The sequence below is a fragment of the Syntrophaceticus schinkii genome, assembly GCF_000946815.1.
In the GTDB taxonomy this organism is placed as follows: domain Bacteria; phylum Bacillota; class DSM-12270; order Thermacetogeniales; family Thermacetogeniaceae; genus Syntrophaceticus; species Syntrophaceticus schinkii.
In genome coordinates, this window is record NZ_CDRZ01000250.1 from 46,802 (window position 1) to 73,417 (window position 26,616).

Sequence of the window (26,616 nt, forward strand, 5' to 3'; positions counted from 1 at the left end):
CGTTTCGTGTCTCAGTGTTGTTGTTTGTGAAGAAACTCTGTGATATAATGCGGTCAAGGTGTTTCCAGTCTATCTCCATAAAGGATGTGAGGGGATGTCGGTTCCTGCTCGTTTTTACTGGATGATTTTTAAGTATACTGGTTCACCGCAAGCCTTTATTCTTTATCGTAAATACCTTCTTCACTAAAATTGTTGGTGTTTCACAAAACTTTAAACATCAACAGCGATGATCGGGAAAGTAAGAAGGAGTAAGGCTCTTTCAGGGAGGCTGTACCAAAGACTGGGAGTACGGCCAGGGCCGTCTTTCTGAAGTTCGCCTGTTAGCTGCACCGCTGAATACCTGTTTAATATAGGTTATTAGGTGGTGCCGGTGGTGCCGTTAAAACCGGAGTTTACCCTAAAGTGGCCTCTTATGGCAAAGAAGGGTGGTACCGCGTGGGTATTTAGACCCCCGTCCCTTAGTGAACGGGGGTTTGTTTTTTATGTTTGAAAAAAGGGGTGTGTTCAGGTTGGAACAGGAAATTAACAAGATTAAAGAGAGTGTCCAACAAAAGCTCAAGGCAGCAGGAAACAAGGAAGAGCTTCAAGAGTTGAGGGTGAAATACCTGGGGAAAAAGGGTCTGCTGACAAAGGTTTTACGGGAGATGGGGAAAGTTCCAAAAGAACTGCGGCCTCAGATCGGGCAGATGGCCAATGAGGTGCGCCAGCTTCTGGAGGGGGAACTGGATAATAGGTTGGCGGTGCTGCGGGAAAAGGAGAAAGAAATGAAGCTGGCTGAGGATGCTATTGATGTTACCTTCCGGGGCGGCCTGTAGCATACGGCCATAAGCATCCTCTGACGATAGTTCTGGAAGAGATCAAGGATATCTTTACTGCTATGGGTTTTGAGGTAGCAGAGGGGCCCGAGGTGGAATATGATTACTATAACTTTGAGGCCCTAAACATTCCCAAGGGGCATCCCGCCCGGGATATGCAGGATTCCTTTTATATCAGTGAGGAGATCCTGCTGCGCACCCATACATCTCCGGTGCAGATACGCGTCCTGGAGAAGCGGGTGCCGGAGCTTCCGGTGCGTATTATTGCTCCAGGTAAGGTCTTCCGCAGGGATGATGATGCTACCCATTCCCCGATGTTTCATCAGGTGGAGGGGCTTCTGGTGGATAAACACTGTACACTGGGGGATCTCAAAGGAGTACTCCTCACTTTTGCCAGGCAGATGTTTGGCCAGGAGCGGGAGATCAGGCTGAGGCCGAGTTTTTTTCCGTTCACTGAGCCAGCGCTGAGGTTGATATTTCCTGCATTAACTGTAAGGGAGAGGGGTGCCGGGTCTGTTCAGGAACAGGCTGGTTAGAGGTTCTGGGTTCCGGGATGGTCCATCCCAAGGTGCTGGCCAACACCGGTTATGATCCGAAGAGGTTGTGGGGTTTGCCTTCGGGATGGGGGTTGAGCGGATTGCAATGCTCAAATACGGAATCAACGACCTGCGTCTCTTTTTTGATAATGATGTAAGATTTCTGCGTCAGTTTTAGGAGGGATATCCATTGCGTGTATCATATCGTTGGCTGCAAGATTATGTTAAATGTGAGCTGTCAGCAGAGGAATTAGCAGAGAAGCTGACTATGGCGGGTATCGAAGTTGAGGGTGTAGTTCCTCCTATCGAGGGCCTGGACAGAATCATCACAGGGAAGATCCTGGAAATAACACCCCATCCTGATGCTGACCACCTGCTGCTGTGCCGTGTGGATACAGGTTCTGAGGTTATCCAGCTGGTCAGTGGGGCACCGAATTTAAAGACCGGTGTCTGTGTTCCGGTAGCCCTGCCCGGTGTAATGCTAAAAGGGGGAAGGGTAGAGGCACGAGAGTTTCGGGGTGAACTGTCTGAGGGAATGCTCTGTTCCGGTGCGGAACTGGGAACAGATGAGTGGGGATATGGAGATGACAAGGGTATCCTGATCCTTGATGGGGAGACACCTGCAGGAACCAGTTTAGATAAAGCCATTAATCTGGATGATCGGATCCTGGAATTGGAGCTGACCCCCAACCGTGGGGACTGCCAGGCTGTAATTAATGTTGCCAGAGAAGTTAAGGCGATTACTGCGGCAAAGCTTCATCTTCCCGATGCTCAAGTTGTGGAAGTGGATGACCTTACAGAAAATTATGTTGAGGTCAGGATCCAGGATCCCGATCTCTGCCGGCGCTATGCCTGTCGTGTTGTGCGGAACATCAAGCTGGGTGCCTCACCATCCTGGATGCAGCAGCGGCTTTTATCAGCCGGGGTGAGGCCGATCAACAACATCGTTGATGTGACAAACTATGTGATGCTGGAGTTTGGGCAGCCGCTGCATGCCTTTGATTTGGATATGATCAAAGGATCACAGATTATCGTGCGCCGCGGCCGGCCTGAAGAGAAAATGGTCTCTCTTGACGGTGTGACCAGAGATATAGATCCGGAGATGCTGGTTATTGCGGACCAGTCCGAAGCTGTGGCACTGGCCGGAGTGATGGGTGGTCTGGCCAGTGAAGTGACCGAGAAGACGAGAACAATTCTCCTGGAATCTGCCTGGTTTGAGCCCTTAAATGTGCGAAAGACAGCGGTCCATCTGGGGATGCGCACTGAGGCTTCCAAGCGTTTTGAAAAGAGCATCGATCCGGAGGGAATTTTGCCTGCTCTCAACCGGGCGGCACAGCTTATTCAGCAGTTGGGTGCCGGTGAGATTACAGAGGGGATTGTGGATGTTTATATGAGGCCTGAGGCAGCTCGCACTCTAAGGCTGCGTACAGAAAGAACAAACAAGATCCTGGGGACAAAGTTATCCAGAGAGGAGATCCAGAATGTCCTGGCCAGATTGGATTTTTCCTGTGAGCTGTGCAGTCAGGACAGTCTTTTGGTGACAGTACCTTCCTACAGGGTAGATATCTTTGAGGAAATAGATCTGATCGAAGAGGTAGCCCGCATTTACGGCTACGACCGGATACCTGTTACCTATCCGGTGGGGGTGCTGGTTCAAAACCGTCTTCGTCCCAACTCGATCAGGGACCGGGTGATTAACGCAGCGAGTGGTTTTGGCCTTGATGAAGCGCTTACTTACAGTTTCACCGGGGAGGGTGATTTTGATAAGTTGAGGATTCCCCAGGAAAGCCCCTTGCGCAGTGTGCTCATGATTCAAAACCCCTTGCGTGAGGAGCAGGGGGTGATGCGGACAACACTCCTGCCGGGACTGATGGATGCTGTAATGTATAACTACAACCGTAAGCTGACTGATCTGGGGCTGTTTGAGGTAGGTGCGGTATTCATACCCCAAAGACCCGGCCAGATTCCGGAAGAGCGCCTTCATCTAGGAATTACAGCCTGTGGGAAAATACAGGCGGGCTGGCAGGGGATAGAAGAAGAGCGTGATTATTACTATCTCAAAGGAATTGTAGAGGGCATCTTTGAGATGCTGGGGATCAATAATTTACAGTTCCAGCAGTACAACGATTATCCGGTGTTGCACCCTGGTCGATCAGCACGCATCCTTTATGAGAATGAAGAGTTGGGTTATCTCGGGGAGCTTCATCCGGATGTTATGGCCAATTATGATATTCCGCTGAGGGTTGTTGTCTGTGAGGTTGACCTGGAAACAGCACTCCCATTCACCAGTGAGCAGCTTCTATTCCAACCGATCCCTCGCTATCCAGGGATCAACAGAGACCTGGCTGTGATTGTACCGGTTAGTATATCTGCTGATCAGGTTCAGGAAGTCATCTTCAAGGCCGGGGGAGAGATGCTTACAGATTGCCGGCTTTTTGATGTGTATTACGGTGATCAGGTTCCCAAAGGATACAGGAGTCTGGCTTATTCTCTGCTCTACCAGTCCCCGGACCGCACACTGACCGATGAAGAGGTTGCCGCGGTACATAATGGTATTATGGATAGTCTGGCAAAGGAGATCGGGGCACAGTTAAGATAGTCGGTTGCAGGATTCTACCATATCTTTGGAGAAATCTTTCATAATCCTCAAGGATAGGGGGAATAGTTGATGAGTGATGCGGAAACCAGGAGGGAGAACACGAATCAGGGGAAGAATAAAATTGCGGTGAAGATCTACGATGAGGAGTATGTGATCAAAGGACAGGCTGACACGATGGTCATTGAAAAGATTGCCGCTTATGTGGACAGGAAGATGCGTCTGGTCGGACAGAGAAACCCACAGCTTTCCTTGAGCAAGATAGCTGTATTGGCAGCTCTGAATATCGCTGAAGACTTTGTCAAACTGCATGAGGATTACAATACTCTTTCTAAACAATTTGATGAGGTGAAAAAACTAGGCAGTGGGTCATGAATAACTGGGAAATTGCGAAGCTTTTTGATGAAATTGCAGACCTATTGGATATCCTCGGAGAAAACCCTTATAAGGCTCGCGCCTACAGGAGGGCTGCCCATAAACTTGGGAATGCCTATCTCGATGTGGAAGAGCTTGCTGATGAGGGGCGCCTGCAGGAAATACCGGGGATTGGGTCAGCTCTGGAAAAAAAAATTGAGGAATATGCAAAGACAGGGGAATTGAAATACCTTACACAGCTCCGTAAAAAGGCACCCACTTCCCTTCGTCAACTGCTGCTGATCCCCGGTATTGGGGTCAAGACGATCCAGATTATTTATCAGCAACTGGGGATCACCAATCTACAGGATCTAGAGGCTGCCGCAAGAAAGAGATTATTGCAAGAACTGCCGGGGATCGGTGTTAAAACTGAACAAGCCATCATAAGTGGTTTAGAGGCGCATGTGCTGCGCAGAAGAAGGCTGCTCTTGCATCATGCCTTTGCTTTTGCCGGGGAAATAGAAAGCCATTTAAAGGATACATTACCCGGGCTGGCTAATCTTCAGATTGCAGGCAGTCTTCGTCGCGGCAAGGAATCTGTGGGTGATCTGGATTTTGTCGCTGCAGCGGACAACCCTGCACCTGTTGTGGATGCTTTTAAAACAGTTCCCTTTGTCAACGAAGTGGTTGCCGCAGGGGAGGTCAAGGCGACAATTATGACCAAGTGGGGGTTTCAGGCGGATCTCCTGGTTGTTCAACCGGAGTTCTTTGCCTCTGCCCTGCAGCACCTGACAGGGTCAAAAGAACACAATATAATTCTGCGAGGAATAGCGCGAGAACAGGGATTAAAGATCAGTGAATATGGAATCCACTGTGATGGCCAGGTTGCTGCTCCAGTGACTGAGGAAGAGCTCTACAGGCGGCTGGGGATGGACTACATTCCGCCGGAGCTTCGGGAGGGCCGGGGAGAGATCGAGGCAGCTCAAAACGGTGTTCTGCCTGAGCTGCTAAATGTAGATCATATTAAGGGAGATCTGCATGTCCACAGCGAGTGGAGTGATGGCATCAATACCCTGGAGGAACTGGCCCAGTCAGCGCAGGAGCGAGGATACCGGTACCTGGCTGTTACGGATCACTCCAGGTCTCTCCGTATTGCAAGGGGTTTGACCGAAGAGAGGGTCCGGGAGCAGCAGGAGGAGATCAGGCGTCTCAATCGAGGATTCACCGATTTCCGCCTGTTGGCGGGTATTGAGGTTGAGATACTGCCGGATGGCAGTTTGGACTTTGAGGACGAACTGCTGGCGGAAATGGATATCGTGATTGCCTCGGTGCACTCGGGGTTTAAGCAGGACCGGAAGACAATTACGCGCAGGGTCCTCAGTGCTCTTCAGAATGAGCATGTAGATATCATTGGGCATCCTACAGGGCGCCTGTTGGGCAGGAGGGACCCTTATGATATTGATGTCGATGCCCTGCTGCAGGTTGCCGCGGAAACGGGTACTGCCCTGGAGATCAACGCATCTCCCGACCGCCTTGACCTCCATGACGAGTATGTTCATCAGGGGATCGAGATAGGGGTGCGCTTTGCGGTTAATACAGATGCCCATGATGTGTATTACCTGGATGATATACAGTATGGTGTTTTACAGGCGCGCCGTGGTTGGGCGGAGAGATCGGATATTATTAATGCTTTGCCCTTGAGCGAATTATTTGACTGGCTTTATAGAAGATAAACTATATCTTATGAACAAGGGGAGGAAGAACTGGTGAGAATTCAGGAGATCTATGAGATAGCCATTCGTAAAGGTATTGCAGTGGACCCCCGGGGTGAAGAGGGGGTCAGAAAGGAACTGGCCAGGCGGAAAAAAGATTTTGATGATCTTCAAGAAAGTGAGAAAAAAGATTTTGATCAGGAATCACTTAGAAACCCTTATAGTGATACCAGGGTCTTATGTGGTGACAGTGAACTGGATGTGCGGGTAGTTTTGGCAGGCATCGATATGGAGGTAGGGGAGGTTCTGCTGGCTGATCGACTGCGGGAGAAGGGAAAAAGAATTGATCTGATCATCTCCCATCACCCGGAGGGTAAAGCACTGGCTGCCTTGTATGGAGTGATGCACATTCAGGAGGATGAACTCCACCAATTAGGTGTGCCTATCAATGTGGCAGAGGGGCTGATGGCGGGAAGAATTGCTGAAGTAGAGCGTCGGTTTATGCCCATGAACCACAACAGATCGGTGGATGCCGCAGCTCTGTTAGGTATACCCTTGATGTGTGTGCATACCCCTGCCGACAACCTGGTACAGGATTTCCTGAACAGGCATTTTGCTAAAAATGAACCCGAAAGGGTGGGCGATATAGTAACACTGTTGAAGGATATCCCTGAATACCGCGAAGCAGTGAAGCGCAATGCGGGGCCAAAGATTGTGGCAGGCAAGGAGAAGGGCAGCGCCGGTAAGATCTTTGTGGATATGACCGGGGGCACCAGCGGAGCCAAGGAGTCCTTTGAAAAGATGGCTGCAGCGGGGGTGGGTACCATTGTTGGTATGCACATGAGTGAGCCCTACCGCAAGGAGGCGGAGAAACACCATATCAATGTGGTCATTGCCGGGCATATGGCCAGTGATTCTTTGGGATTGAACCTCTTTTTGGATGAACTCGTCCAGAGGGGTGTGGAGGTTATTCCTTGTTCCGGGCTTCTGCGGGTCAGCCGCCTATAGCTGTGCTAAGATATATGGACAATGATCTGATCCTGGTGGGCCTGGGTGGCTTCTGCGGCGCCCTGGCCCGCTATGGGATCAATGGAGGTTATTGAACTAAGGGATGATAAAAAGAAAACCGGAATTATTGGCACCGGCGGGAGATCCACAGGCATTGAAGGCTGCGGTGGAAAATGGCGCAGATGCTGTTTATCTAGGAGGAGAAATGTTCGGAGCCAGGGCCTATGCCGGGAATTTTGACCGCAGTGCACTGAAAAGTGCTTTGGAGTATGCTCACGCACGTAATGTACGGATTTATATAACAGTAAACACCCTGGTGGATAACGGGGAATTGGGAGAGCTTACCGATTACCTGTTTTTTTTGTACCAGGAAGGAGCGGATGCCCTCATCATCCAGGATTTAGGTGCTGCGGGGTTGATTAAGGGCCTATTCCCGGATTTTCCCCTGCATGCCAGCACCCAGATGACGGTGCATAATGCCGCGGGGGTCAAGTTTCTGGAGGACATGGGTTTTCAGCGGGTGATCCTGGCCCGGGAAGTGGGTTTAGCTGACCTAATGGAAATCCGCAAGGAGTCTTTGATGGAGTTGGAGGTCTTTGTGCACGGTGCTTTGTGCTTCTGTTACTCTGGCCAGTGCCTTTTCAGCAGCATGATCGGCGGCAGGAGCGGAAATCGCGGTTGCTGTGCACAGCCCTGCAGGCTGCCCTATCACCTTGTAGATGAGAAGGGGCGGGAATTGAGCGGTATTCCGGGTGAGCACCCTTTGAGCCCTAAAGATTTAATGCTGCTGCGGGAGCTTCCGGATCTCTTTATCGCAGGTATCTCCTCCTTGAAAATTGAGGGGCGGATGAAAAGACCGGAATATGTGGCAGCGGTTGTTCGAATTTATCGGGAGGCCCTGGACAGGGCCTGGGATGATCCGCAAAATTATGCTGTCAGTTCCCAGGAGATCCATGATCTCGCACTTGTCTTTAACCGCGGTTTTACAACCGGGTATTTTCATGGCAATCCTGGGCGCCAGCTGATCGGCTACACCAAGCCCAACAACCGCGGTCTTTATTTGGGTCGGGTTCTAAGATTCGAAAAGGGTAAGATAGCTTTCAAAACCCGCCTTCCCCTGGAGGCAGGGGATGAGATCGAATTTTGGACCGGTGATGGCAGCAGGGGCTTAACAGTGGAGAAGATGAATTTTGCTGGGAGGAAAGCAGAGCAGGTTTCACCGGGTAGCCAGGTGGAGATATCTGTTTCCTTTCATGTCCAGAAGGGTGACCGCATCTTTAAAACCCATGACCGGAGGCTTGCAGAACAAGCCCATGAAACCATCACCGGTATCTCCAGGCGAAGAGTTCCCCTCTATGTCCGGGTTGTGGCTCACCTGGGAGAGCCTTTACTGCTGGAGGGAAGGGATGAGGATGGTTTCTCTGCTGCTGTTCGAGGGGAGTTTATCGGTGAAAAAGCGATCAAACACGAGCTCACTAGAGAGACAGTTCGCGTACAGGTAGACAGGTTGGGTAATACACCCTTTGACCTTATGGATCTGGAGTGTGACATAGAACCGGGAGTGATGTTTCCGGTAAGTGAGATCAATGCTGTGCGGCGTCAGTTAATTATAGCGCTGGAAAATGCCCGTTTGCGCCGCTTTCAGCGCAGTTTACCCGCAGACCTCCGGGACAGAGAAAAAGCGTATTGGTTCAGGCTGAAAGAGAGAGCTGACATTTGTAAAAAAAAGCCGGGAACCGTATTTTGGATCAGCAGATAGAGCAGATAGGCATCAACAGAGGAAGCGCCCTTGCCTTGCTGTAGCAGTAGGGGATTATGCGGGTTTACAGGCTGCTTTAAATGGGGGTGCGGACCTTGTTTATTTCGGTGGCTATTCAATTAGGGGTAAGGAGCCCTGGAATGAGCGGCTGATCAGTGACGGAGTGGAGGAGTGCCATAAGCGAGGGGTTGCCCCATTTCTGATTCTGCCGCGCATCTGGCAGGAGCACCAGGAAAGTGCGGCAGGGAAAGTCTTAAAACAGGCTCAATCCTTTGCTGCAGATGGGGTGCTGGCCGGGGATCTGGGAGGGTGTTTACTTTCCCTGGAGGATGATTTGAGGGTGGTTACCGATTTTTCAGTGCCCGTGTTTAATGATGCAGCAGTAAATACGCTGCTGGAGGCCGGGGTCAGCCGCCTGACACTGTCACCTGAGCTAAACCGCAAACAGCTGCAGCACCTTACCTTTAAAGGGACAGGCCTTTTAGAGTTAATTGTCCATGGGGCACTGCCTTTGGTGATCAGTGAGCACTGTGTTCTGGGTGCTGCCTCGGGAGGGAAGGGTAAGTGTGGTGCTCTTTGCAACAGGTCATTTTTTCTAAAAGACCGCCTTGGTTATCTCTTTCCCCTGGTCAGTGATGAAAGCTGCCGGATGACCATCTACAACTCACGGGAGCTCTGCCTGATCGAACATTTTACTGAGATCATGGAGACAGGATATGATATTCTTAGATTAGAACTTCGCCCATCTTCAGCAGAACATGTCCGCCAGGTAACGGGTATTTACCGCAGGGCATGTGATGCTGTATTAGAAGGAGCTTGGGGCGCAGGGAAGGCAAAAATCATCTGGGAGAAACTCTCAGAACTCTCCCTGGCAGGTTTGACCCGCGGACACTATCTGAGGGGTGTTGTGTGTTAGTGAAGAAGGAGAGGAAGAGGCTTAAATGGACAGGTTTTCCCTCAAAAAGTTAGAATTTCACCGCGTCAAAGAGATGCTCATGCGGCACTGCTCTACTTCATTGGGGAGAGCTTATGTACAGGATCTTGAACCATCTACAGAAGCGGAGGAAATTTTAAGGCTTCAGGAAGAGACCTCAGAGGCATGTGATGCCTTGAGGATGTACCCGGATATAACGATGGAGGGTGTTCAAGATGTGGCACCTTTGTTAAGGCGCGCCCTGATCGGAGGTGTCTTAGAGCCTGTTGAATTGCTGAGTTTGTATGAACTGCTGAAGGCAGCGAGGCGATTAAAAAGAATATTTGCTCGCCAGGAGATAGAACTGCCGCTTTTGGAGGGCCGTGTCACGCGCCTGGAGGAGGGCTCAACCCTCCAGGAGAGGATTGCTGCCTGCATTGAACCGGATGGCGAGATTGCGGATCATGCCTCTCCGGAATTGGCTAAACAGCGCCAGAAGGTGAGAAGCCTGGCGGTAAAAATACGCGACCAGGTGGATGAGCTGCTGGTTAAACAGGAATGGAATAGGTTCCTGCAGGAACCTATCTATACAGTAAGAGGGGACCGTTATGTGCTGCCGGTCAAACAGGAATACCGCAGCCAATTCCCTGGACTGGTGCATGACCAGTCCGCAAGTGGGGCAACGGTTTTTATGGAACCGATGCCCCTGGTCAGACTTGGCAATGAACTGGCTGCCGGGCGCTCTGCAGTGCGCCAGGAAGAACTCAAAGTTTTAGAGGAACTATCCGGTCTTATAGCTGTTTATCATGACGAAATTCAGGAGAACTTAGATCTGCTGGGGGAACTGGATTTCATCATAGCAAAGGGACATTTCAGCAAGGAACTGCGGGCCAACCCGCCAGGTTTCAGTCAGGAGGGGCATCTGGTAATCAAAGGGGGGCGCCATCCTCTGCTGAAGGGGGATGTGGTTCCCATTGAGGTCAGGCTCGGCCAGGATTTCGACTGTCTGGTGATCACAGGGCCAAATACCGGTGGAAAGACGGTTGCCCTGAAGACTGTAGGACTGCTGATCGTGATGGCCCAGGCAGGGCTGCATATACCGGCAGCGGAAGGAACTGTACTCCCCTTTTTAAGGAATGTTTTCGCCGATATCGGGGATGAGCAGAGTATTGAACAATCCCTCAGCACCTTTTCCGGGCATATGACAAATATCGTGCGCATTCTAAAAAATGTGGGAAAGGGGTCCCTGGTCATTCTCGATGAACTGGGAGCAGGGACTGACCCGGAACAGGGAGCAGCGCTGGGGATGGCCATCCTGGATAATTTGCTGCAAAAGGGTCCCTTGATCATTGTTACCACACATTTCAGTGAGCTGAAGGTGTTTGCCCATACCAGGCCGCGTGTGGAAAATGCCTCTGTGGAGTTTGACAGCAAAACTCTCCAACCTACTTTCAGGCTGTCTATCGGTGTGCCCGGGGAGAGCAATGCCTTCGAAATTGCCGAGCGCCTGGGTCTTACCAGGGATGTGATTGTGCGGGCGCGTGGTTTGTTAAACCCCGAACAGCGGGAGCTGTCGGACTTGATTCGACACCTCAAGGAGGATCAATTTGCTGCAACCTCTGCCCGTGCAGAAGCAGAAAGACTGCGCTGCGAAATGGAAGAGATAAGAGGACAGGTAGAGCGACAGGAGAAGAAGCTGCGGGATAAGCAGAATGAGATCCTCAGAAGGGCACATGAGGAGGCCCGGGAACTGGTGCGGACCGCCAGGAGAGAGGCAGAGCATTTGATCCGCAGTCTGCGTGAGGAGATAAGGCAGCAGGAAACGCAGGCGGGCTTGGAACAGGCCCGACAGATCAGGAGCAAGATCGATGATCTAACAGGAAAGATCGATGAAGAGATCGCCTCCCGTGAAGTGGAGCCCGGAGGTGAAATTCCCACAGCAGTAGAACCGGGTGATGCGGTGGTAATCCCCCGCTTTAATCAGGAGGGCAATGTTCTCACACAACCCAATGCAGATGGGGAGGTCATCGTCCAGGTAGGGGTCTTGAAGCTGAACCTGTCCCTTAAGGAACTGCGCCTTAGCAAGAAGAATAAAAAACAGGCAAAGGTACAGGTGCAGGCTTTAGGGTCAAAGGATCATGCCATTGCCAGGAATGCAACAGTACTCCCGGAGCTCGATTTCCGTGGGCACAATGTGAGCGATGGCTTGAGAGAAGTGGATAAGTATCTGGATACAGCTTACCTGGCGGGTATGAACAAGGTCTCATTGATTCATGGTAAAGGGACAGGGGTTTTGCGGGATGCGGTACGGCAGTATCTGGCTAAACACCCCTTTGTGGCATCTTACCGCGAGTGGGGATTACTATGGAAGGGGGAACGAGGGGTTACTATTGTGGAGTTCAAATGACGAATCCCACGACTAGTCGTGGGATTCTGGTTCATCGAAGGATGCCGGATCAAAGATGCCGGCTGAAGATGGTCATCACACCCTAGAAAGGGTGGGATGAAAGGCGAAGGATAGAAAATGCCAGCAGTCCTAAGGTATCTGCTGGCATTGCTGTCATTGCTGTCATTTAGGTGCTGCCTTTTGTTTAATGCTACCTTTTGTTGGCATCACCATTGAACAAGGATTTCTTTTCTACCTGGTGATCCTGCAGCGGGCAACGCGTTTTTGGTGCTTCATCAACTAAAAATGTGCGCTCCTCGATAAATTCATGTGAGCAACCACCTGTTTCCAATAGACCCGGTATATTCGCCAGGTATAGGACACCATTATGGCGCGGGTCAGTGCATACCTTAACAGTGATTTTTTGCTGGGCCTCTGGCCCATGTTTGGTGCAGACCTCTTCTGGCAGCTGTTCCCCGGATTTATCCCCTTTAAGAAAAACTGCTTTTATTTTATGAGGACAGTTGGGGTTGGCCAGCATTTTGGTGTCAGCACAGATTTCTACCTGTACATGGAGATCACAGGTTTCCTTGGGCTGTGACCCATCCACAAATATGTCTTTGAGCAGCTGGTCTTCAGGGCAGAAGGCATTGGCCAGTTTTCCCGATTTAGTGCAAATGGCAGTTGTTATAAGCCTGAGGGTTTATGAAAATTACTCACAGGGATCCCTTCTGTGGCTTTCTGCATGACTGCCTTCCAGATAAGTGCGGGGAATGATCCTCCCGCTGCAGCAGAGTCCTTAATGGTTTCTTCCTGATCAAATCCCATCCAAACTGCACCGGTAAACTCAGGGGTATACCCCATAAACCAGATGTCTTTTGTATTTTCTGTGGTACCGGTTTTACCGGCAACAGGCCGGTTCAGCCTGGCTCTTGTCCCGGTTCCGCTTTTGACAACAGTTTGAAGCAGGTCGGTCATGATATAGGCTGTCTGTTCAGACATAGCAACCCGTTTCTGGGGATGTGCATCATATAGTACACTTCCATTGCGGTCGACAATCTTTATTACCGCGTGGGGTTCGATATAAATGCCCTGATTGGCGATTGCGCCAAATGCTCCTGCCATTTCCAGAGGGGAAATCCCATAGGTGATCCCACCTAAAGCAAGGGAAAGGTTGCGGTCCCGGGAATCAAAGCTGGTAATCCCGAGCTTTTTGGCAAATTCAAGCCCATAGTCGATTCCCATATTGTGCAGCAGTCTCACGGCATAGGTGTTTTTCGACCACTGTACCGCTGTACGCATGGTAATCCATCCACTGTATTTATGGTCGTAATTTTTAAAAGTATCTTTGCCTATAGTGACCTGCGCATCCAAGAGGGAAAGTGCAGTGGTGTATCCCTTTTCCAGTGCCGGGGCGTAAACAACCAGAGGCTTAATGGCAGAACCCGGTTGGCGTTTGGCCTGTGTTGCCCTGTTAAAGGAGCGCTGCTGTGTATGATTTCTCCCACCCACCAGAGCTTGAATTTCTCCTGTGCGGTTTTCCAGGAGCACCATAGCACCTTGTACCTGTTGATTATTTTGATCTTTTGGAAAATTGGCGCTATTGGAGAAGAGATCCTCCATTTTTATCTGAACTTGCGGATTGAGAGTTGTATAAACCCTTAGTCCTCCACGATAAAGGAGGCTTTGGCATGTTTCCGCGGAGATGCCTTGCTCTTGGAGAATTTTTTCTTGTTTCCGAGATAACATGATCAGTAAAATACGGGAAAGAGTAGCTGGTTGTGGCTCCTTCTTTAAACTGTAGTTCTTCTTCTTTGGCCTGTTCAGCCTCTTGCTGGGCAATTTTACCGTGTTTGGCCATCGTGCTCAAGACAAGCTTCTGGCGCTTTTTGGCTAATTCCTTGCTTTGGTTAGGGTTGTAGTTGTTGGGACTCCGCACAATCCCGGCCAGAAGTGCACTTTCTGCCAGGGAAAGTTCTTTTGCGCTTTTGCCAAAATAGTGTTGTGCTGCGGTTTGAATTCCGTATGCTCCATCTCCAAAATAAATGCGATTTAGATAAAACTCGAGAATTTCATCCTTAGAATACCGGTGTTCTACCTGGAGTGACAGGATAGCTTCCTGGATCTTACGCTTAAAGGTTTTTTCGTGTGTGAGGAAGGAATTCTTGACCAGCTGTTGGGTAATGGTGCTGCCCCCCTCTGATCCGATCCCCCCTTTGATATTGGCTACAAAGGCTCTGCCGATGGCTTCTACGTCTACACCGTGATGGCTGAAGAAACGATGGTCCTCAATAGCAACAAAGGCATCAGGAAGATAGGGGGGAAGATCCTTGAGACTAACCGGAGTGCGGTTTTCTTCTGCGTATATGCGGGATGCGGGTTGTCCTTCTCGGTCGTAGATGATAGTAGACTCACTTCCCTCAAGCTTTTGAGGGTCCCAATCAGGTAGAGAATAAACCGCACCTGCTACATAAGTACATCCAACACATAAAAGAATTATCCCCACTAGAATAACCGCAAGCAGAGCAATTCGTGAAAAACTGAGCTTTTTCTTCTTTTTTTTAGGAGAACGCCTGGCGTTTGCATTTTTGTCTGGCATGATCGATCACCTACCTTAGTGGTTTACTCGGGAATCTCCATTAAACGAGTAGGGCCTGAAAGGGGAGTTAGTTTTAATCCCTGGGAATGTTCGATGGCTTCTTCAGGTGCAACAACAGTAAGCACATCATCTTTTTTGATAACAGTTTCGGCATCAGGAGAGACGATTTCGCGGCCGCTGCGGTGAATCGACAAAATTGTACCTCCTGTAAGTGTGCGAAACTCCGCTTTTTTCAGACTCTTTCCGACTAAAGGAGATCCTGTCTCAACTCGAAACTCATGAATACGCTGGAAACGTGTTGCCATTTTAAAGGTGTATTCCAGGAGTTCGTCAGTCAGTTGGGTAATTTTTAGGTCGAGTTTTCTTCGTTCCTCAAGATACATATTCAGGGCCTTTTGAATATCTTCCAGTATCTGGTGCTGGCCATATTCAGCCAGGTAGTCTTCCGCGGCAACCTGAGAACTGACAATGACCCCTACACCAGGCTGAAGTTTTACAATCTTTCTTTCCTCTAAAACTGCAAGTGCTCGTCTAATTGTTTCTGGAGATACACTATATCTCCCTGCCAGCGATGATCGCCCTAAAATTTTTTGCCCTTCCCGGTATTCCCCCCGGGCGATGCAGGTGGCGATATCTACAGCAATTTTGATATATTTTGCGGATCTATTACGGGGCAACCCTTCAGACACAAAGATTCATTCCCTCCGAAAAAAATTCCTTTTAAAAAGTATAGCATATTGGGACCGGGTCGGAAAGAGAGGAAATAGTGGTTGGTGGGCACCTAGGTGAGCGTGGCTTAAATTAGTGAATGAGAATGCTTGAAAAGTGAACAGGTTTCCAGTATAATTAGTTTCGTCAATGATATATGATATATGAAATTGCCGAAGTGGCGGAACTGGCAGACGCAGCGGACTCAAAATCCGCCGTGGTTCACCCCACATGTGGGTTCGACTCCCACCTTCGGCACCATAAAGCGTGACAGGGGGACGGCCCTTTTGTCACGCTTTTTTCTTATGTGAATGTGATGTGACTAGGGGATGACAAGGGAACGGTCATTTTGTCACGATCTAGTGTGCTGGTTATTATCTGTATCCTGGATGCGCCGCATTCTCTGGGGCAGAGCCTGCAGGGTTCCAGTAATTCTTTCAGTTCGTCAATCCGGCGGGCCAACTCTCCGCTTTTGTAAAGCTCAAGGTAATTCATGGTGGCCTTCTGATCTGATCTGTTGCATCAAGTTTATCAAAAAGCTTGCCCGAAAGTCTGTCTTGCCAAACGGACCGTCAGACTGTGTGACAACTCCCCAAATCACCAGTTCAGCAGCCATAAAGGAGACATAACTGAAATAGCAGGATAATTGGTGTCCCTTATCCCTAAAAACAACCGAAATTTGGTCGTAAGTGGGGGGATGGAAAGAGGCAAAATGGTTTTCACACAGTCTGCCGCCCCCTTGTCACGCTCAGGAAATGACTGGCTGATTTTATAATGAGATCAGGTATAATGATATTGTTGTGTAGTTTGCAGCTTAAATATTACACCGGAGGAGAAATAGTGGCTACTGAAAAAGTCACCAAAAGAGTAGCATTACTTGTTGCTTCTGTCAGTTCTTTTATCACACCTTTTCTCGGGTCATCGATGAATATTGCCCTGCCTGCAATAGGTAGGGAGTTCAGCATGGATGTGGTTTACCTGAGCTGGTTGGTGACCTCCTATCTCCTGGCCACTGCAGTTTTTCTGGTTCCCTTCGGGAGAATCGCCGATATCTATGGAAGAAAAAGAATTTTTCTCTTCGGTACGATCACATTTACAGTGGGGTCACTGCTGGCTGTCTTTGCCCCCAATGCTCACCTGTTGTTAGTGATGAGGGTGCTGCAGGGGTTAGGCAGTGCGATGGTGTTCGGGACCGGAGTGGCCATCCTGATTTCTGTATATCCGTTAAATGAGCGGGGGAAGGCTTTAGGGATCAATGTGGCTTCGGTTTATCTGGGGCTTTCTCTGGGCCCAACTTTGGGGGGGCTTTTTACCCATTACATGGGATGGAGAAGTATTTTTATGGTGACGGCAGCGCTGGGAGTTCTCGTCATCATTCTCGTCCTCAGCAAGCTGAAAGGGGAATGGGTGGAGGCAGCAGGAGAAAAGTTTGACCTGGCGGGTTCACTCCTTTATGGGAGCATGATACTGGCACTGATGTATGGCTTTTCCAAGGTTCCCAGCATCTCCGGCTTCTTGCTGCTGGGGGCAGGAGTATTGGGATTGCTGTTTTTTATCTGGCGGGAGCTGCGGGTGGAAAGTCCGGTTTTAGAAATGCGGCTCTTTCGCAATAACCTGGCTTTTACCTTTTCCAATCTGGCAGCACTGATCAATTACAGTGCAACTTTTGCTGTAGGCTTTATCTTGAGCCTTTATCTGCAGTATATTCAGGGGTACGGTGAGGTGCAGGCCGGACTGATCCTGGTTTTCCAGCCTTTGATGCAGTTTATCTTTTCTCCTATAGCTGGAAGGCTTTCGGACCGGTTTGAACCACGCCTTGTGGCATCTATAGGAATGGGATTTTCGGCACTGGGTATCATGCTGCTGATACCCCTATCTAAAGATACATCACTGGGGTATTTAATTGTGTGTCTGGTTCTGCTGGGTTTCGGGTTTGGGTTGTTTTCTTCACCAAACACCAATGCTGTGATGAGTGCGGTGCAGAAAAAATATTATGGTGTGGCTTCGGGGATTATCGGCACCATGCGTCTGCTGGGGCAGATGTTCAGCATGGGTGTTGTCACCCTGATTTTTTCCCTGTACCTGGGAGGGATGCAGGTTGCTCCAGGCAGCTTCCCTTTATTTTTGAAGAGCATACATCTCTCCTTTATTATTTTCGCTGTTCTCTGTGTTTTGGGGATCGCTGCCTCTCTGGCCCGGGGCAAGGTACATGATCAGGAGGGGCATCAGGAACAAGCTTCTGACTAATCCGATTAAAAGGGCACCCAGGAACAAGCTTTTTGCAGTTCCGGTGTCCCTGGAAGACATCTTTGCCTGAACCAAACGAGCGTGTAATAAGAAGGAACAGGGTACGAGAGGGCGAATCCTCAAATTGGGAGGTTTTACTTATGATTATTCTGGGGATTGACCCAGGTGTGATTTCCACTGGCTACGGAGTCATAAAAATCGAAGGGGGAAAGGCGGGTTTGGTTGATTGTGGTGTCATTAAGATCGATAAGAAACATGACCTGCCTGAGCGCCTTTCCGGTATTTATAATGGTGTCTCCGGTGTCTGCCAACATTTCAAGCCGGGTGCGGTTGCTTTGGAGGAGATATTTTTCAGCAAGAATGCCCGTACAGCCATCACAGTGGGGCATACCCGGGGAGCGGTGATTCTGGCAGCAGTTCACCAGGGGATTGAGGTTTTTTCTTATACGCCTTTACAGATCAAGCAAACGATTTCAGGTTATGGCAGGGCGGATAAAAGCCAGATGCAGCGCATGGTTCAGATGACTTTAAGGCTGCAGGAGGTGCCGCGGCCTGACCACGCTGCTGATGCTCTGGCAGCGGCTTTGTGCCATTACTATATTTTCCGCACTGCCAGTAAGCTGGAACATCAGGGCAGCAAGTGGGGTGAGGAACGGTGATTTCTTATTTAAAAGGAAATGTTTTGGGTATAGATGAGGATCGTGTTTTACTCGAAGTGCAGGGTGTCGGTTATGAAATTGCGGTGCCTCTAAGTTTACTGCAGAAGCTGTCTGCTGCAGGGGGAGAGATTGAGCTTTTTACACACCTTCATGTAAGGGAGGACCTGCTGCAGCTGTATGGGTTTCCGACACTACAGGACCGCGCTATGTTTCGTGCGCTGTTGAAGGCTCGCGGGATTGGGCCAAAGGTAGCCTTAACAATTGTTGATACCTTTCGGGGGAAGGATCTGGCTGCTATTCTGGAGCGCGGTGAAGTGGAACCCCTCTTGCAGGTGCCTGGTGTGGGGAAGAAGACAGCACAGCGGCTGATCCTGGAATTGAAGGGGAAGCTTCCCGAACCGCTCTCTCCTATCAAGGATTCGGAAAAGGGTTATGGGGATCCTGTTTATGATGAGGTTGCCCAGGCACTGCTGTCCCTCGGCTACAGCCGTCAGGAGGTAGGGGGTGTGCTGCAGAAGCTGCCGCCCCAAATTCCGGAGGGTGCTTCTGTAGGGGAAGTTCTGCGCCTGTCGCTTCGGGAATTAGGGAAGAAGGTGTAGTTTAATGGATGAGAGAATCGTATCCGCTGCTGACCTTCCCCAGGAGAAGGATGCAGAGAGTTCTCTGCGGCCGCGCTCACTGCGGGAGTTTGTCGGGCAAAAGCAGCTCAAGGAAAACTTGGAGGTTTTTATTAAAGCAGCCTGCCAGAGGAAAGAGGCCCTGGATCATGTGCTGCTCTATGGGCCGCCTGGTTTGGGTAAAACCACCCTGGCTCATATTATCGCCAGGGAGATGGGGGTGCCGCTCTATCCCACATCTGGCCCTGCTCTGGAACGAGCAGGGGATATGGCTGCGGTATTGACTAACCTGGAGCCCGATGGGGTTCTGTTTGTTGATGAAATCCACCGCTTGCCCAGGATTGTGGAGGAAATCCTTTACCCGGCATTGGAAGACTATAATTTGGACATTATGATCGGGAAGGGGCCAGGAGCGAGATCACTCAGGATCGATCTGCCTCCCTTTACATTGATCGGTGCAACAACTCGGGCAGGCTTAATCAGTATGCCTTTGAGGGACCGTTTTGGGATCATTCTGCGGGTGGACTACTACCCGGTGGAGGACCTGCACCAGATTGTGTTGAGGGCTGCCAAGCTTTTGGAGATGGAACTGAGTGAGGATGGCGCTCTGGAGATCGCGCGGCGTGCCCGAGGGACACCGCGGATCGCCACAAGGCTGCTGCGAAGAATCAGGGATTTCGCCGAAGTGAGCGGTGCTGTAGCTGTGGACAGGGATCTGGTGAGGAAAGCCTTGAAGCGATTGGATGTGGATGAGGCCGGACTGGACAAGGTAGACCGCATTATTTTGGAGACTGTCATTCACAAGTTTCAGGGGGGCCCTGTGGGGTTGGAGGACTCTGGCTGCTGCTGCCAGAGAGGAGTCGGGAACTGTTGAGGATGTTTATGAGCCTTACCTGCTTCAGGTAGGGTATTTGCAGCGCACACCCCGAGGCAGGGTGGCAACTCCCCTGGCTTATGGGCACCTGGGAATTCCTTTCCCTGGTGAGGAAGGTACAAAACAGCAAACTCTTTTTGCGGGGGATGATGGAAAGTGAAGATTATGCTGCATATCTGCTGTGGACCCTGTGCTATTTACCCGGTTCAGGATTTATTGAAAGAGGGGTATAAGGTTAAGGGGTATTATTACAACCCTAACATCCATCCTTTCCAGGAGTATGCCAGAAGGCGGGAAGGAACTGAGGAGATGGCGCGGCAGTTAGATATTCCTCTTCTTGTTGCTCCGGAATATCATCCGGAGACTTACTTTCAGGAGGTATCCTTTAAAGAGAAAGACCGCTGCGGTATTTGTTATTTACTGCGCTTGCGGGAGACAGCAGCCCGAGCTAAAGCTGAGGGGTACAATGGATTTACCACAACTCTCCTGGTCAGTCCCTGGCAGAAGCACGATCTGATAAGACAACTGGGAGAAGCTGTGGCTAAGGGTGAAGGGATACCCTTTTTTTACTTCGACTGGAGGAAGGGTTTCAGTGAAGGGAGAAGACAGGCCAAAGAGATGGGGCTCTACCGCCAGCAGTACTGTGGCTGCCTGTACAGTGAACAGGAGCGCTATGAATAACTGTGACTCTGTTTGATTCTGAGCCTGGTCTTGACACTTGTGTTCAATTTGCTGCTGCGACGCTAGAAATGCTGGATCAATGAATAATCGGATGAATAAACTGCATAAAAGGTGACTGTCACCATGAAAGATTACCATGAAAGGGAAATGTGAATTGCTGGTAAGTGATTTTGATTATGATCTGCCTACAGAATTGATTGCACAGTACCCGGCGGCGCAGCGGGATGCCTCCCGGATGATGGTGCTCAATAGAAAATCCGGGGAAATAAATCATACACACTTTAAAAATATTCTGGATTACCTGGAAGAAGGGGATCTCCTGGTTTTCAATGAGACCAAGGTCTTTCCAGCGCGGCTTTTTGGCAGGAGGGTCAAAACAGGCGGAAAATTGGAAGTGCTCCTTCTGGATGAAAAGGAACCCTGTACTTGGGAGGCATTGGTCCGGCCGGGACGCCATGCCAGGGAGGGGGAGGAGATTATTTTTGGTGAAGCACTGCGGGCAGTTATCGGTGAGCGCACAGACAGCGGGGGGCGCATTATCAACTTCCTTGTGGAGGACAAGCAGGAGTTTTGGGATCAGCTGTTTAAAATCGGCAAAATGCCCCTGCCCCCTTATATTAAGAGGCCTGCCGAAGAGATGGACAGGGAGCGCTATCAGACGGTTTATGCCCGCTCCCTGGGTTCTGCTGCTGCCCCCACTGCCGGGCTGCACTTTACAGAAGAGATCCTGGGGCAGTTGAAGGATAAGGGTGTACAGTTTGCTTTTGTGGTGCTGCATGTGGGATTGGGAACCTTCAGGCCGGTACATGTACCAAAGGTGGAGGACCACCGGATGCATGCGGAGTTTTGGAGACTTGATGCTCATAATGCTTCATTGATCAATGAAGCGCGACAGAATGGCAGGCGGGTAATCGCTGTGGGGACCACTACAGTGCGCCTGCTGGAGAGTGTAGCCGGGGATGATGGAACTGTTGGTGCTGGGGAAGGCTGGACCAGTATTTTTATTTACCCGGGTTTTCGTTTTCGCGTGATCGATGGCCTTGTTACCAACTTTCACCTTCCCTGTTCTACATTACTAATGCTTGTCTGTGCTTTTGCGGGTTATAATAAAGTGTTGCCTGCCTACCGCGAGGCTGTGGAGAAGAGTTATCGTTTTTTCAGCTATGGAGATGCCATGCTGATCCTGTAAGGAGGTGCCCCAGTTGGGGTTTTTTCATTTTGATCTACTGAAAAAATCATCTAAAAGCAAGGCTCGTCTTGGTGTCATTAATACACCGAGGGGGAAGATTCATACCCCGGCCTTTATGCCGGTTGGGACTCAGGCCACTGTAAAGACGATGACTCCGGATGAGGTCGCGAGGTTGGGAGCGGAGATTATCCTCTCCAATACATACCACCTCTACCTGCGACCCGGCATGGGAATTATCCGCCAGGCCGAGGGGCTTCACAAATTCATGAACTGGCAGAGGCCGATTCTTACAGATAGTGGGGGGTTTCAGGTTTTCAGCTTGTCTTCCCTGCGGCAGATCACAGATGAGGGGGTTCACTTCAGGTCCCATCTGGATGGGTCCAAGCATTTCATCGGCCCCGAACAATCTATGGAAATCCAGGCAGCTTTGGGATCAGACATCGCCATGGCCTTTGATGAGTGTTCTCCCTTTCCCTGCTCCTATGAGGATGCCTTAGCAGGGCTGGAGCGGACAACAAGCTGGGCGGAGCGCTGTCTAAAAGCTCCTCACGCTCCTGGCCAGGTGGTTTTCGGGATCGTCCAGGGGAGTGTCTATCCGGAGCTGAGGGCGCGCAGCGCCAGGGAGATCACGGGTTTAGATTTCCCTGGTTACGCCATCGGGGGTTTGAGTGTCGGTGAACCGAAGTCGATCATGTATGAACTGCTGGAATATACAACACCCCTATTGCCTGAAAACAAGCCCAGGTATTTGATGGGTGTGGGAAGTGCAGACTGTCTCTGGGAAGGGGTCGCCCACGGGATCGATATGTTTGACTGTGTTTTGCCCACCAGGGTCGCCCGCAATGGTACAGCTTTTACCTGGCAGGGGAAGGTGGTTGTGCGAAATGCGAAGTATGCGGAGGATTTTTCACCTTTAGAGCCGGATTGTGACTGCTATACCTGTAAGCATTACAGCAGAGCGTATCTCCGCCATCTGTTTAATGCAGGAGAAATACTGGGACCGCGTCTTTTGACGATCCACAATCTTCATTTTACATTGAGCGTCATGGAAAGAATACGCCGGTCTATTAAGGATGGCTGTTTCGAAGAAGAGAAGAATGCTTTTTTAGATCAGTATTCAATATAACGGTCAACAAAAGTACAGCAAATGAGACAAAAGATGCAGCAGGAACGATTTCGCTCCTTGTCCAATAAGTGGTAATAGAAGAGTCGAAGTCCTGTTATCGCATTACTGCAGAAATGCGCCAGGAACCGTCCCCGGTGCATTTCTGACGCCATCGGAGTGATAATATGGTGAACCCAGCTGGTATTCTTGATAATTTTTTATCATATCTCTTTGAGCTAAAGGGGAGACACCGCCTGCGCTGTGAATATCTACAAATGAGGGATTATTTCACAAGTACAGCTGACTGCTGGCGGGAGCAGGAGGATAAATTGCTGGAAGAGATCGAAAAAGGAACAGGGGAGGGGTGGTGAACACCATCACAAAGAGGTTTATCATTGAGCGGGGTGATATTTACCTGATCGAGCTGACCACGGCAGACAGCAGCAAGGGGGTCAAGCGGCCTGTGCTTGTGATTCAAAATGATATCGGCAATCTATACTGCAATTCTGTGATCATTGTTCCCTTGTTTCTTAATGTCTCGTTGAAAAAGATGCTGCTGGCAGTGGAGATCAAAGCAGGAGGGGGTAATGGTTTAGCCAGGGATCATATTGCCCCTTTCACTCAGATCAGAACCATCGATAAAACACTCCTGGATAGGAATAATTACCTGGGGCAGATAGATAAAGGGGTGATGAAGCGGGTCGATGAAGCAATCAAGTTAAGCCTGGGTTTGAGTACAGTACAGCGCTTACAGGCGAAACAGCAGCTGCGAAGGAAGTGGAGACTGCTCACTACACCAAAAAAGATCGATTATTCAAGAAAAAAGGGTTTTTCAGGGTAATAGCGAAAAACAATTAAGATGAGAATTGATATGAGGAGCAAGTAAGTGCAGGAGAATTATGTTACACTAGAGGATATTAAAGAGAATCCTATTGTAAAAACTCTGATCAGTGTCGGCAATGAAAACCTGGAAGTCATGGGGTTCACTGAACATGGATTTCGACACATCAGTCTTGTTTCAAGCATTGCTTATAATGTTCTCAGGCTCCTGGGTTTCTCCGAGCGGGAGGCGGAACTGGCCGGTATCGCAGGTTATATGCACGATATTGGGAATTCGGTGAATAGGAGTGGTCACCATCTTTCCGGGGCGATACTCGCTTATTATATACTGGATGACTTAGAGATGTGTCCTGATGAGCTTTTTACTGTGGTGGCAGCCATTGGAAATCATGATGAGCAGACAGGGCAGCCGGTCAACAGTGTAGCAGCAGCCTTGATACTTGCCGATAAGTCCGATGTCCATAGGACCAGGGTGCGAAGCGATAAAAGCATAGGGGTTGATATCCATGACCGGGTAAATTACGCTGTGGAGCGCTCTTTTTTAAGGGTTGATGCGGAGGACAAGCATATTTCGCTGGAACTGGACATTGACCCCCGGATCAGTCCGGTGATGGATTACTTTGAAATATTTTTAAGCAGGATGTTCATGTGCAGGCGAGCGGCTGAATTTTTAGGCTGCACATTTGCGCTTGAAATAAATGGGAAAAAGCTGGTTTAAGCCAAGAGGAAGGAGAGAAATTTGTGGCAGGTAAAAAGGGTAAAAAGACAGCCAAGACAGTACAGCCACCGAGAAAACCGCAGACTGTGCCAGCTGGGCCGCCGACAAAAACCGGTATCAGCTGGCCGGAGACGATATTATTTTTCTTTATGGTTGCGGCAATTCTCTGTGCTGCTGTTTTTTTGACGAAACCCATAGCAGGAAAACTGAAAGAGCAGTTAGGATTGGATTTACGTGGAGGGGTGCATGTGGTTTATCAGGCAAAACCCACCCCGGAGGCCCCGGTAACCAAAGATTCTGTAGATAAACTGATCGGTGTTTTCAGAAACAGGATCGATGCTTACGGGCTGACCGAGCCCTTGTTCCAAAAACAGGGCAGTGATCGGGTTGTTGTGGAACTGCCTGGTGTCAAGGATCCGGATGAGGCTTTGGAACTGCTGGGGAGGACGGCTCACATGGAATTCAAGACCGAAGACGGTGAAACAGTATTAACCGGGAAACACCTGAAGGATGCCCGGGCTCAGCTGAACCCTAACACTAATGAGCCATATGTAGCTTTGGAGTTTAATAAAGAGGGCGCCAAAACCTTCGAAAAAGTGACAACTGCTAATGTAGGCAGAACACTGGCTATCTACCTTGATGACAGACTGCTTACTGCCCCGGTGATTAAAACGCCTATTTCAGGTGGAAATGCAGAGATCAGCGGTGGATATCAATCCTTGGAAGAGGCACAGGAGGAGGCCCTGCTCTTGCGCTCGGGTGCCCTTCCGGTAGATGTTGAACTGATGGAACAGCGGAGTATAGGGCCTACCCTTGGTAAGGAATCCTTGGATCTCAGTTTGAAGGCCGGTATCATCGGTGTGGCCGCAATCTTTTTATTCATGCTCCTCTATTACAGGTGGCCTGGTGTTATTGCTGACCTGTCGTTGATCGTTTATGGGTTGATCGTTGTGGGGATCTTTATCTTGATCAACACCACTCTGACGCTCCCAGGCATAGCGGGAATTATTCTGTCTATTGGGATGGCGGTGGATTCAAATATTATTATCTATGAGCGCCTGAAAGAGGAACTGCGGGCCGGAAAGACCCTGCGGTCGGCCATTGATGCCGGTTTCCACAATGCATTCAGGGCGATCCTGGACTCCAATGTCACAACTTTGATCGCTGCGGCAGTGCTGTACTTCTTGGGAACTGGACCCATCCGGGGTTTTGCAGTTACTCTGAGCATTGGTATCCTGGTGAGTATGTTTACGGCGATCACCTTCACGCGTTTTGTACTGCATCTGGTAGCCAGATCGCGGCTGGTGGTCAATCCTAAGGCGTACGGTGTTTAGGAGGGAGGCGGAAATATGAATTTTGTTAAGATGCGAAAATACTGGTATCTACTGTCCCTGCTTGTGATTATACCGGGCTTGATCTCTTTTGGAATCAAGGGGTTGAATAAAGGAATCGATTTCACCGGTGGCAGTCTGATTGAACTCCGGTTTGAACAGAAAGTAGAAGTCAGAGATGTCCGTACGGTTCTAAAGGATGCCGGCCTTCCTCAAGACAGCAGAGTACAGGAGGGTGAAGGGAATGTGATCATGATCCGCACAAAGGATCTTTCCCAGAAGGAGAGCAAAAGTTTGCTCCAGAATATGGAATCAAAGTTCGGCAGTTATACAATGCTGCAAAATCGGAGTGTAGGGCCTACCGTTGGTAAGGAACTGCGGAACAAGGCGATACTATCTCTGGCTATCGCTTTTGCTTTGATGATCGTCTACATTACTATTCGCTTCGAACTGCTTTCAGGTCTTGCTGCAGTATCTGCTTTGGTTCATGATATTCTGGTGACTGTGGGGTTGGTTTCCCTGTTCGGATTGGAGGTGGATGGGGCGTTTATTGCCGCACTGCTGACAATTGTCGGGTATTCTATCAATGCCACTATTGTTCTTTTCGACCGCATCAGGGAGAATATGGGCAAGCGCAAGAAAAGTGAATCACTGGATGAGCTCATTCATAACAGCATTATGCAGACTATGGCGCGGTCAATCAATACCGTTGTTGCTGTTGCTCTAGCTCTGGTTGCCTTGTTGGTCTTCGGTGGGGTGACGATCAAGGGCTTTATTACCATTCTGCTGATCGGGGTTATTGCAGGATGCTACTCCTCCATTTTTATTTCGAGCCCCTTGTGGTATGATTACCGCAGGTTGCGTGGGGAGAGCATCAGAACTGACGCATAGCCTTTAACTACTATGGCCCGACAAGGGTTTCCAGAAGACTAGAAGAAATATTTTAATCGAAAAAGGAACTAGGAACTA

General features: G+C 49.8%; 23 protein-coding genes, 1 tRNA gene and 2 pseudogenes. 22 read left to right on the forward strand and 4 right to left on the reverse strand.

The annotated features are described in order from the left end of the window. The first annotated feature begins 482 nt into the window (after positions 1-482). From SSCH_RS22475 to SSCH_RS11035, 9 genes and pseudogenes are all read left to right on the forward strand, one after another. Complete coding sequence (locus SSCH_RS22475) at positions 483-815, forward strand: hypothetical protein (RefSeq protein WP_456300464.1); 333 nt, start codon at positions 483-485, stop codon at positions 813-815. Between the two features lie 41 nt (positions 816-856). Then, positions 857-1,529 (forward strand): annotated as a pseudogene (gene pheS / locus SSCH_RS11000) (phenylalanine--tRNA ligase subunit alpha). A 12-nt stretch (positions 1,530-1,541) separates the two neighbouring features. Beyond that, positions 1,542-3,950 carry a phenylalanine--tRNA ligase subunit beta gene (gene pheT, locus SSCH_RS11005; RefSeq protein WP_044665492.1) on the forward strand — a complete coding sequence of 803 codons (2,409 nt, stop codon included), beginning with the start codon at positions 1,542-1,544 and terminating at the stop codon, positions 3,948-3,950. A gap of 69 nt (positions 3,951-4,019) precedes the next feature. After that, the gene (zapA, locus tag SSCH_RS11010) at positions 4,020-4,322 is read left to right on the forward strand and encodes a cell division protein ZapA (RefSeq protein WP_044665493.1); all 303 of its coding nucleotides are present in this window, start codon (positions 4,020-4,022) and stop codon (positions 4,320-4,322) included. Beyond that, positions 4,319-6,034: a DNA polymerase/3'-5' exonuclease PolX gene (gene polX / locus SSCH_RS11015; RefSeq protein ID WP_044665494.1), complete on the forward strand. Its 1,716-nt coding sequence runs from the start codon at positions 4,319-4,321 to the stop codon at positions 6,032-6,034. The genes zapA and polX overlap by 4 nt, the downstream gene beginning before the upstream one ends. 33 nt (positions 6,035-6,067) lie before the next feature. Then, positions 6,068-7,021, forward strand: coding sequence for an NGG1p interacting factor 3 protein, NIF3 (locus SSCH_RS11020; RefSeq protein ID WP_044665495.1), 954 nt, complete (start codon positions 6,068-6,070; stop codon positions 7,019-7,021). A gap of 103 nt (positions 7,022-7,124) precedes the next feature. Further along, the gene (locus SSCH_RS11025) at positions 7,125-8,780 is read left to right on the forward strand and encodes a peptidase U32 family protein (RefSeq protein WP_052835581.1); all 1,656 of its coding nucleotides are present in this window, start codon (positions 7,125-7,127) and stop codon (positions 8,778-8,780) included. A gap of 163 nt (positions 8,781-8,943) precedes the next feature. Next, positions 8,944-9,696, forward strand: coding sequence for a peptidase U32 family protein (locus SSCH_RS11030; protein ID WP_044665496.1), 753 nt, complete (start codon positions 8,944-8,946; stop codon positions 9,694-9,696). A 25-nt stretch (positions 9,697-9,721) separates the two neighbouring features. Then, positions 9,722-12,100 (forward strand): endonuclease MutS2, encoded by a 2,379-nt coding sequence (locus tag SSCH_RS11035; RefSeq protein WP_044665497.1) that lies wholly within the window; start codon positions 9,722-9,724, stop codon positions 12,098-12,100. Between the two features lie 190 nt (positions 12,101-12,290). Here SSCH_RS11035 and SSCH_RS16835 read toward each other — a convergent pair whose 3' ends face one another. From SSCH_RS16835 to SSCH_RS11045, 4 genes are all read right to left on the reverse strand, one after another. Then, the gene (locus SSCH_RS16835; protein ID WP_052835582.1) at positions 12,291-12,689 is read right to left on the reverse strand and encodes a hypothetical protein; all 399 of its coding nucleotides are present in this window, start codon (positions 12,687-12,689) and stop codon (positions 12,291-12,293) included. 77 nt (positions 12,690-12,766) lie between these two features. Beyond that, positions 12,767-13,633, reverse strand: coding sequence for a transglycosylase domain-containing protein (locus SSCH_RS16840; RefSeq protein ID WP_232294372.1), 867 nt, complete (start codon positions 13,631-13,633; stop codon positions 12,767-12,769). Between the two features lie 46 nt (positions 13,634-13,679). Next, on the reverse strand, positions 13,680-14,678 hold the full coding sequence (locus tag SSCH_RS16845; RefSeq protein WP_052835584.1) for a transglycosylase domain-containing protein: 999 nt from the start codon (positions 14,676-14,678) through the stop codon (positions 13,680-13,682). 23 nt (positions 14,679-14,701) lie between these two features. Then, positions 14,702-15,367, reverse strand: a complete 666-nt coding sequence (locus SSCH_RS11045; protein WP_232294373.1) for a GntR family transcriptional regulator — start codon at positions 15,365-15,367, stop codon at positions 14,702-14,704. A 191-nt stretch (positions 15,368-15,558) separates the two neighbouring features. On the opposite strand from SSCH_RS11045, the gene SSCH_RS11050 reads away from it, so the two are divergent. The 13 genes and pseudogenes from SSCH_RS11050 to secF all read left to right on the forward strand — a co-directional run bounded on the left by SSCH_RS11050 (position 15,559) and on the right by secF (position 26,538). Then, a tRNA-Leu gene (locus tag SSCH_RS11050) sits at positions 15,559-15,647 on the forward strand. 579 nt (positions 15,648-16,226) lie between these two features. Beyond that, complete coding sequence (locus SSCH_RS11060; RefSeq protein ID WP_156972249.1) at positions 16,227-17,633, forward strand: MFS transporter; 1,407 nt, start codon at positions 16,227-16,229, stop codon at positions 17,631-17,633. Positions 17,634-17,773: 140 nt separating this feature from the next. Further along, positions 17,774-18,292, forward strand: coding sequence for a crossover junction endodeoxyribonuclease RuvC (gene ruvC / locus SSCH_RS11065; RefSeq protein ID WP_044665499.1), 519 nt, complete (start codon positions 17,774-17,776; stop codon positions 18,290-18,292). After that, complete coding sequence (gene ruvA / locus SSCH_RS11070; RefSeq protein ID WP_044665500.1) at positions 18,289-18,891, forward strand: Holliday junction branch migration protein RuvA; 603 nt, start codon at positions 18,289-18,291, stop codon at positions 18,889-18,891. Before ruvC ends, ruvA begins: the two co-directional genes overlap by 4 nt. 4 nt (positions 18,892-18,895) lie before the next feature. Continuing rightward, positions 18,896-19,943 (forward strand): annotated as a pseudogene (gene ruvB / locus SSCH_RS11075) (Holliday junction branch migration DNA helicase RuvB). Positions 19,944-19,948: 5 nt separating this feature from the next. Further along, positions 19,949-20,464, forward strand: a complete 516-nt coding sequence (locus SSCH_RS11080) for an epoxyqueuosine reductase QueH (protein WP_044665521.1) — start codon at positions 19,949-19,951, stop codon at positions 20,462-20,464. Between the two features lie 136 nt (positions 20,465-20,600). After that, the gene (queA, locus tag SSCH_RS11085) at positions 20,601-21,653 is read left to right on the forward strand and encodes a tRNA preQ1(34) S-adenosylmethionine ribosyltransferase-isomerase QueA (protein ID WP_408645729.1); all 1,053 of its coding nucleotides are present in this window, start codon (positions 20,601-20,603) and stop codon (positions 21,651-21,653) included. A gap of 13 nt (positions 21,654-21,666) precedes the next feature. Then, entirely contained in the window at positions 21,667-22,779 is a 1,113-nt protein-coding gene (gene tgt, locus SSCH_RS11090; protein ID WP_044665501.1) for a tRNA guanosine(34) transglycosylase Tgt, read from the forward strand. Positions 22,780-22,943: 164 nt separating this feature from the next. Then, entirely contained in the window at positions 22,944-23,129 is a 186-nt protein-coding gene (locus SSCH_RS11095; protein WP_044665502.1) for a hypothetical protein, read from the forward strand. Beyond that, on the forward strand, positions 23,126-23,599 hold the full coding sequence (locus SSCH_RS11100) for a type II toxin-antitoxin system PemK/MazF family toxin (RefSeq protein WP_052835585.1): 474 nt from the start codon (positions 23,126-23,128) through the stop codon (positions 23,597-23,599). Before SSCH_RS11095 ends, SSCH_RS11100 begins: the two co-directional genes overlap by 4 nt. Before the next feature lie 45 nt (positions 23,600-23,644). Next, positions 23,645-24,316 carry an HD domain-containing protein gene (locus SSCH_RS11105; protein ID WP_044665503.1) on the forward strand — a complete coding sequence of 224 codons (672 nt, stop codon included), beginning with the start codon at positions 23,645-23,647 and terminating at the stop codon, positions 24,314-24,316. Positions 24,317-24,339: 23 nt separating this feature from the next. After that, on the forward strand, positions 24,340-25,650 hold the full coding sequence (gene secD, locus SSCH_RS11110) for a protein translocase subunit SecD (RefSeq protein ID WP_232294374.1): 1,311 nt from the start codon (positions 24,340-24,342) through the stop codon (positions 25,648-25,650). Positions 25,651-25,665: 15 nt separating this feature from the next. After that, complete coding sequence (secF, locus tag SSCH_RS11115) at positions 25,666-26,538, forward strand: protein translocase subunit SecF (RefSeq protein WP_044665504.1); 873 nt, start codon at positions 25,666-25,668, stop codon at positions 26,536-26,538. Positions 26,539-26,616: the final 78 nt, after the last annotated feature.